This is a genomic window from Enterobacter cloacae complex sp. IR5458, assembly GCF_049238025.1.
Classification (GTDB): Bacteria; Pseudomonadota; Gammaproteobacteria; order Enterobacterales; family Enterobacteriaceae; genus Enterobacter; species Enterobacter kobei.
This window is the reverse complement of sequence record NZ_JBMKIF010000076.1, coordinates 1-6,638: the sequence shown is the minus strand read 5'-3', so window position 1 is coordinate 6,638 and position 6,638 is coordinate 1. Positions and strand designations below refer to the sequence as shown.

6 protein-coding genes and 1 pseudogene are annotated in these 6,638 nt (G+C 43.6%); 1 reads left to right on the top strand and 6 read right to left on the bottom strand.

Annotation, left to right across the window (positions count from 1 at the left end):
* Positions 1 to 122 (top strand): annotated as a pseudogene (locus ACOTYN_RS25395) (IS3 family transposase); the annotation flags it as partial.
* On the opposite strand, the gene ACOTYN_RS25390 reads toward ACOTYN_RS25395, so the two are convergent.
* The 6 genes from ACOTYN_RS25390 to ACOTYN_RS25365 form a co-directional block, all read right to left on the bottom strand.
* Positions 97 to 393: a helix-turn-helix domain-containing protein gene (locus tag ACOTYN_RS25390; RefSeq protein ID WP_166182120.1), complete on the bottom strand. Its 297-nt coding sequence runs from the start codon at positions 391 to 393 to the stop codon at positions 97 to 99. The pseudogene ACOTYN_RS25395 and the gene ACOTYN_RS25390 overlap by 26 nt on opposite strands.
* A gap of 733 nt (positions 394 to 1,126) precedes the next feature.
* Positions 1,127 to 1,468: a DUF6527 family protein gene (locus ACOTYN_RS25385; protein WP_032622073.1), complete on the bottom strand. Its 342-nt coding sequence runs from the start codon at positions 1,466 to 1,468 to the stop codon at positions 1,127 to 1,129.
* Positions 1,468 to 2,838 (bottom strand): ThiF family adenylyltransferase, encoded by a 1,371-nt coding sequence (locus ACOTYN_RS25380; RefSeq protein WP_032622075.1) that lies wholly within the window; start codon positions 2,836 to 2,838, stop codon positions 1,468 to 1,470. The genes ACOTYN_RS25385 and ACOTYN_RS25380 overlap by 1 nt, the downstream gene beginning before the upstream one ends.
* Entirely contained in the window at positions 2,835 to 3,923 is a 1,089-nt protein-coding gene (locus tag ACOTYN_RS25375) for a multiubiquitin domain-containing protein (protein ID WP_032622076.1), read from the bottom strand. The genes ACOTYN_RS25380 and ACOTYN_RS25375 overlap by 4 nt, the downstream gene beginning before the upstream one ends.
* 131 nt (positions 3,924 to 4,054) lie before the next feature.
* On the bottom strand, positions 4,055 to 4,603 hold the full coding sequence (locus tag ACOTYN_RS25370; RefSeq protein WP_001567865.1) for a winged helix-turn-helix domain-containing protein: 549 nt from the start codon (positions 4,601 to 4,603) through the stop codon (positions 4,055 to 4,057).
* A gap of 38 nt (positions 4,604 to 4,641) precedes the next feature.
* Positions 4,642 to 5,748: a hypothetical protein gene (locus tag ACOTYN_RS25365; protein WP_001567866.1), complete on the bottom strand. Its 1,107-nt coding sequence runs from the start codon at positions 5,746 to 5,748 to the stop codon at positions 4,642 to 4,644.
* Positions 5,749 to 6,638 lie beyond the last annotated feature (890 nt).

Below are 6,638 nucleotides of genomic sequence, written 5' to 3'. Positions count from 1 at the left end.
CGGACTATATCGTTGGATATTACAGCGCACTAAGACCGCACGAATATAATGGTGGGTTAACGCCAAACGAATCAGAAAACCGATACTGGAAAAACTCTAACGCGGTGGCCAGTTTTTGTTGACCACTTCATATTTGTCTTTCTCTTCTGTTGAGGAAGCTGGAGTTGAAGGTTTGTTCGAAGATAAGGAAAGCTCAATCCCTAAAACAGTAAACACTCTGAATAGCCTTTCAAAACTGGCACTCGATGGATTGGATTCGAAACGTGCATAAGCTTGCTGTGACACTCCTAATCGCTCTGAAATAGCTTTCTGTGTGAGTCCATTAACTTTGCGAAAACCAATCAATATTGGACGTAAATGATCAAGATGCTTTATCGGATAGGCTTTATTCATTTTGAGATAACCACGCGTTGTTGCGTCTGAAACATGCTTCTGGAGTCTCATTTAACAACGTACAGGGTGTTAAAACAAGAATACAAACTATAGATTGTTAAACAAACATGTAGTAGCGCTTAAACCCTTATTGAAAGGGCTTTCTGCATGATGCTCGACTCAGAGAACATTATGAGTATGTTGCAGGATCTCTAAAGGTGAATCGTTCGTTTGCGAGAACTTAAGCTGTATGGAGGAAGAGGTCCTGAAAGAAGGCGTGGAGTGCGATCACTCGTGAAAATGGATAGCGCCTGCGTCCTTGTTGCCTAAGGATGGAGAATAGCGCAAGTCAGCCGCGCCTTGTGCGTATCGCGTGGGCAGTTCTCACTACCAGTTAAACTTTCTGCCGGTTAGCAGGGCAAGCGCTGTGACCGGCGTAACGACGAAGCACTTCCCCTATGGATAGACAGATAAGTTCTCTGATAGAAAGCAATTTATTATATTTAAAACACCATCCAATAATTTACAAAATAAACATTAAAAGACTCTCTAAATTAAATTCAGAGTCTCGTCATGAGATTTACAAATACATGATTGAAATGAATCGCTTTGAAACTGGCTGTTCAGACCTGATTAAACCTGCAAATTGTTTTTGCTCAGGGTGTCCCTAAGTGAAAAACTACTCACAAGTACATGAACAGGCTCTGTTTTTTATTATCTGGATAATTTGCCATTTCCTTTCAAAAGTTAGAAATCAAACCCAAATAACTCTTCCTTTTTTTATCCAGAAATGAGATTGACAACCATCTTTTAGCCATACAGAAGGATACAGGGAAGGTAAACTGTTATCGTCAAGAGCATAATCCCATCTGGGGTTGGCTTCTTCTATAACCAGTAACTCAATGGTTCGCTCACATCCACAGGGACACTTAAATCCAATACACCAATCCTCCGTGCCCTCTCTGGCGAGAATTATGGAACGAAGAGGCATCTTATCCGGTAATGAATCCTCATTAACGATGATCAGTTGCCTTGCCGGAAGTAAATATTCAAACTTGCGTAGAAAATAATAAAGAACCTTGTTGAAAAAAGACATTACATATCTCCCAGTTCAGGAATACCCAAAAGTGGTTCTTTCCTGCCAGCGGCTATACGGGGATTGGGAGCCCTGGCAATTGCATCTTCATCGATATAGTCCTCTTCAACGCCAGAAAGACTGAACAACGTTCGCGCATATCCCTTGTTAGGGTATTCACGAAAAGGGAAACATCTGGCGATATATTCCAGTACACATGCTGCCGCTGCCCTCATGTTCAGTGTTATTACAGCTGGAGCCTCTTCCTGTAGCCCTGTGATGTAACCTCTTTCGACTTGCTCGTCATACTCTTCTTCGCTCAGGTTTTCACGGTAGATAAGCTCCGGGGTGTATACATGCCGATCAGATAACGTAGAGCCACCGGGTTTTACATAGTCTATCCGTCCCGTGACATCCGTAATTTTTCTTCCATCCTCAGGATCAACATGCGTTGGTATTTTTACACCCACATCAAGCAGTGGGATTAAAAATGACGAAGCAATGCGATCTGCAATCATCCGAGCCTGGAAAGTATCAACACAGCAAAAAATCACATCTGCATTTGCCGCTGACAGAACGGCTTCTCGCGAGAAGATGGTGTCCTGAATGGGTTGGGCAATATCTTTTCCTCGTATATTGCGAATAGCTTGCGCAAACATATCAACCTTCGACCGGCCGCTCAGGGCATCATCAAGAGTCGAGTTCAGGATCCTGTTCAGATTTTTCTTTTCAATATGATCATGATCAATAAGAACTATTTCCCCAAATCCTAGCCGGGCAACCTGTTCGGCCACAATTGAACCTGTGCCAGATACACCAATGATAGCTGCGGTAAGTTTGTTAAAGGTGTCAGTCATACCCGATGTAAAAGCTATCGGTTGCTGGCTTAACTCATAAATACCATCCCACCAGTAGTGAATATCATCACCTGCGACAGTTACTAAATCCACATTCTCAGCGTATTTCCCCTTACGATAGAGCCGTGCACGCATGCTTCCTTCAGAGACCATAATTGCTGAACCATGAACAGTGTCAACGCCCTGATAAAGAGAAAGCATCGTCTGAGCATCACTTGCATCATCCGTATCCGAGAATTCAAGCAAACCGCCGGGATGTGAATGTACAAGAATAACTGTCATTAAAGTTTCTTCAGCGGCATCAATGGCTTTCTCCAGATAGCTACCAGGCCATGATATAAAGTCACTCGTCCTGGATACGCACTCTTCATATGGAACCGGAATTAGCTCCTTTGCCATGAGCTTCAGACGAACTCCTTCATAACGGTTACACACCAGGATTGCAGCCGCCTCTTTTCCGTCTCCTGGAAAAAGATGTTTCTTCAGAGAAGTATGGAGTTCCTGAGTTAAGATTAGACGACTTCCGTGGCTCATTGCTCCACCTCCTTTTGCAGACAACCATCAGCCATGGCCAGTTGAGAAATAACTGAATCGGTCTCAGGATCCCATGAGCGATGGCGAGACCATCGCTGATACGCAACACTATCAATAACCGCCGTAGCTTCCGTAGCCGGAATGTTGACGCCATTGACCCGAGCCAATGGTGGATAGACATAAAACATATCCAACATGTTTACGGGATAGCCAGATGTTATCGACAGTGCCAGATTTACCTGTTGATGATTATATCCTTCCGGCACCTCAAAACCGTGAATAATCAGCCATCGTGCATTGCCGTTCAGGCTGGTCTCCCAAAAATACCCCATTTCGTTAAGATAGCGCTCATCACTGGGCAGAAGACTGAACTCACGGCGCTTGGCAGGGGACTCTTCGCCATTGTTCACATCTTTCGGCGTAAGTCGCAGTTTCTCTATCCCGGGCGTGCGCAAATCGATGATATCATCAATATTCTTCTCAACTTTTGGCTGCCCTTCAACTTTGAGAAAGATATGCCATGCCTGATTGGGATTCAGCCCTGCCCGGATAACAGCATCCCGGATGACAACGGTCGGGGTATCAAAAGTAAATTCCTTACCCTGAACATTCAGCTTCCACGTTGCCTTTCTGCTGATGAAATGCTCAATCCCATCACCATCCAGATCGATAATCTGGTCATTTTGTATTTCAAGATCGGCTTCGTCTTCACGTTCAAGAAGAAGTTTTTTATTGTCGTCAATGTTTCCGAGCTTACGGACGTTATAACCAGTGATTAAGCGGCATGGCCACTCAAGACGTGCCCCGTCAATTGTAAAAAAATACGTGCGATCTGATTCAATAACGATGAAACGGCGAACATCAGAGCCAAGATGGACAACTTCATCAGGACGGATATCTTCCAGTGAACCATTCGGAAGAAACATCAGGACAACAGGCATTTGATCTGGTTTAAAACCTGATGCAGCAGAAATCTGTGAACCGTTTGGTGTACGGTCCTCAAGCGCGACCTGACGGAAAACGAGATGTTCATCTGCCACCTCAATGAAGTGGTCGTGGGGGTATTGGGAACGAATCTCTTGCATAAATATCTCCAGGAGTTCTTCAGCAGTAGCGCTTCAGAATCTCATTAAATAAAGCTGTTTAACCAGGTGTCAGAAAAAAACTGAACCACTGCGAAAACTATACATGCAGCAATCTGGTTAAATCAAGCTGTTTAAGCGGAAATATTTGGACCGGAGTATATAAACTCAATGCCTCCTGTTGGTGAGGACACTTCAGACCTCATGATAACCCCTTCACTGGAAAGTTTTTTAAGCCTTGTGCTCGCATTTTGAACTGATATGTTGAGAGACTTAGCGACATTTGCCGTACTAACGCCATTACGTCCTAACACGACGTCAAGCAACGCCTTTGTCGAGCTTTTCGCTTCAGGGCCAATAACCCGCACTCCGCCAGCCAAAACCACTATCATAGACTGTTGCTTTGCAATGGCAGCATAGTCCCAGTTATCGATGAGATCTGTTGAGCTGACATCGGTGATAAAGAAATACTTTTCCCCACAAAGCTGCTTTGCAAGCGCAATGACACTTTCACGTGGAAAAGAGGAATCGGTAGCCACAATTCCTTCAAGAGAGATTTCAAAAGACTTGCAGCCAGGGTTTGAGTCAACGACATTTTGAAGTCGCTTAAACACTTCCCGCCCCAAAACATTTCCAAATGGATGGTTATTGTTTTCAGTGAGTTCCAGCAGTTTGACTTTCATACAATCCTGCTTCTTATGGTTAATTTAAGGAGATGATACTAATCATAGCCCAGGAAAAAATCAAAGCAAACTTGTGTGCCCTTAATCAACGCGAGCCTTTTTTTGCTGGTAATTTCAGTTATAACACCATTCTTGTAGGTAATTCTCAACTCAAAGTCAGGTTGTCGGACAAGAACAACAGCATCATATTTTGCGGCCAGATCCTGAGAACGCTTCAGACCCAGTCCCCGAGCTGCCTCGTCAGGTGCAGACCCAAATTGGCTCAACCCACCATTTTTAAGCGCATGGGTAACCAAGAATAAATCAGCATCTTCGCCTGATGACTCCAGTTCCTCGAAAATTTCAGGATAATGTTTTTTAAGATTACGTTTCAATGTCGTGGCAATACCCAAACCACTATCTGAAATGACGGTCTGAATGTGGCGCCGCTTACCTTTATATAACTGTAACGCTGCAAACCCAGGAATCGGGCTCTCACTGTGATCCCGGACATTACCAATCAGCTCTGAAAATATGGTGAACACCGCCATGTAGTACTTTTGGCCGGCATGGACTACAAACTTCTTAGTTAACTTTACAGGGATAGAGTTATCAAAATCATCAAGGTCTATAGAGGCTATCTCAACCAGATTGTCACTGTTTCCCTGATAGCGTTGTGCCCTTGAATTCGTTGGTCTCTCAGGCTTGACTAACACATCAGGATGCAAATGATCAAAAAAACCTAACCGGTTCAGGTAGTTTTTCGCAGAAGGGCATTTGCTAAAATCGAGTTCTATGGATTTTCCAGAATATGCAGCCTGATTTGCCAATGCAATTATCCTTGCTCCAGCCGCCAATAAAATAGAGCAACTTTCCGGGAAGCTTATGCTGCATCTGCGCGCAGAGGCGCTCAACAGACATCCCGAAGCTGATAAGTTAGCTTCAAAAATATTTTCATCGATCCAAGCGTCGCCATCCAGAACCAGAACATATTCATCGTCAACATACCATTTCCATTCGACCCGTTTGAGTCCCTCTGCATGGCTATATAAAAATGAATTCAGGGCTGACTTGTCAGCATATCCGAGAGTTTTAGCTATCTGTTTGCCTGTCAGGCCGGGAGATTCCCGAAGCAGCTCTTTGATTTTCTCTGTATCGAACAGCATTCGATAAAATCCTTAAAGAGAAATTATTCCTTTCCCTGTCCGGCAACTACCGGCCCCCTGTAAAGATTCACAGGCTGAGAAAGAGCAGAGGGGTGCATCTGATGTAACAAAGCGATAATTATATGTGGTGCTCCGGTTCGAGGTAAACAGCCGACAGGATAAAAATGCAGATCCTGCGAGTCCTTTACATCTCAGCGCCTGGAGTATCTGTCGAAACACTTCATATCAATATCAACTGATGAGTAGACGAGGGATGCCTGTTTAGTGACCTGAGTGCATTTTACGCATGGGATCTGAATAAATGTGATGAAGAATTGCGAGCAATAGAGCAGAAAATTTGAGGGAGATATGCATATAAAAAATCATTATTAGGCAACACGTCGGACTGAGTTATTGTCGCCTAATAATAATGATATTCATTTAGCTTGAATGTGAATAGCTACATTATTAAGACACAATAGTAAGGTGTATGAGGCAGCAGGACCGCCACCTTTGAAATTTTTAGGAAGAAAATCGTACACACCGCTATACACAGTGTGTACATCTTAAGATGTAGGCCAAAACATTAATATGTAATCATTATTTTCAAGTCACAATCAATAAACACCCTATTAACTGTATACTCCTTTGTGCTGGCTTTCCTGGTAAGACAAGTTGAACTCAGAAGTCGATTGTACTGTCTCTCACCTATCTTGCCAAAGTCGCTAGTCGCTTGTTTGCCTTAGCTTTAGATTTTATGCTTATGGAGGCGGTTTGATTTTCATCCGATACTTTTTCTAGCACTGGCACCACAGAGGAAATGGACTTTTCTTTTGAAATTTTGGATGCACCTGGGCTTTGTTGAATAAATCAGATTTCGGGTAAGTCTCCCCCGTAGCGGGTTGTGTTTT

What these genes read in the sequence shown, in the direction of transcription:
- ACOTYN_RS25390 (WP_166182120.1), bottom strand. Translation starts at nt 393, where the DNA reads ATGAATAAAGCCTATCCGATAAAGCATCTTGATCATTTACGTCCAATA.
- ACOTYN_RS25385 (WP_032622073.1), bottom strand. Translation starts at nt 1,468, where the DNA reads ATGTCTTTTTTCAACAAGGTTCTTTATTATTTTCTACGCAAGTTTGAA.
- ACOTYN_RS25380 (WP_032622075.1), bottom strand. Translation starts at nt 2,838, where the DNA reads ATGAGCCACGGAAGTCGTCTAATCTTAACTCAGGAACTCCATACTTCT.
- ACOTYN_RS25375 (WP_032622076.1), bottom strand. Translation starts at nt 3,923, where the DNA reads ATGCAAGAGATTCGTTCCCAATACCCCCACGACCACTTCATTGAGGTG.
- ACOTYN_RS25370 (WP_001567865.1), bottom strand. Translation starts at nt 4,603, where the DNA reads ATGAAAGTCAAACTGCTGGAACTCACTGAAAACAATAACCATCCATTT.
- ACOTYN_RS25365 (WP_001567866.1), bottom strand. Translation starts at nt 5,748, where the DNA reads ATGCTGTTCGATACAGAGAAAATCAAAGAGCTGCTTCGGGAATCTCCC.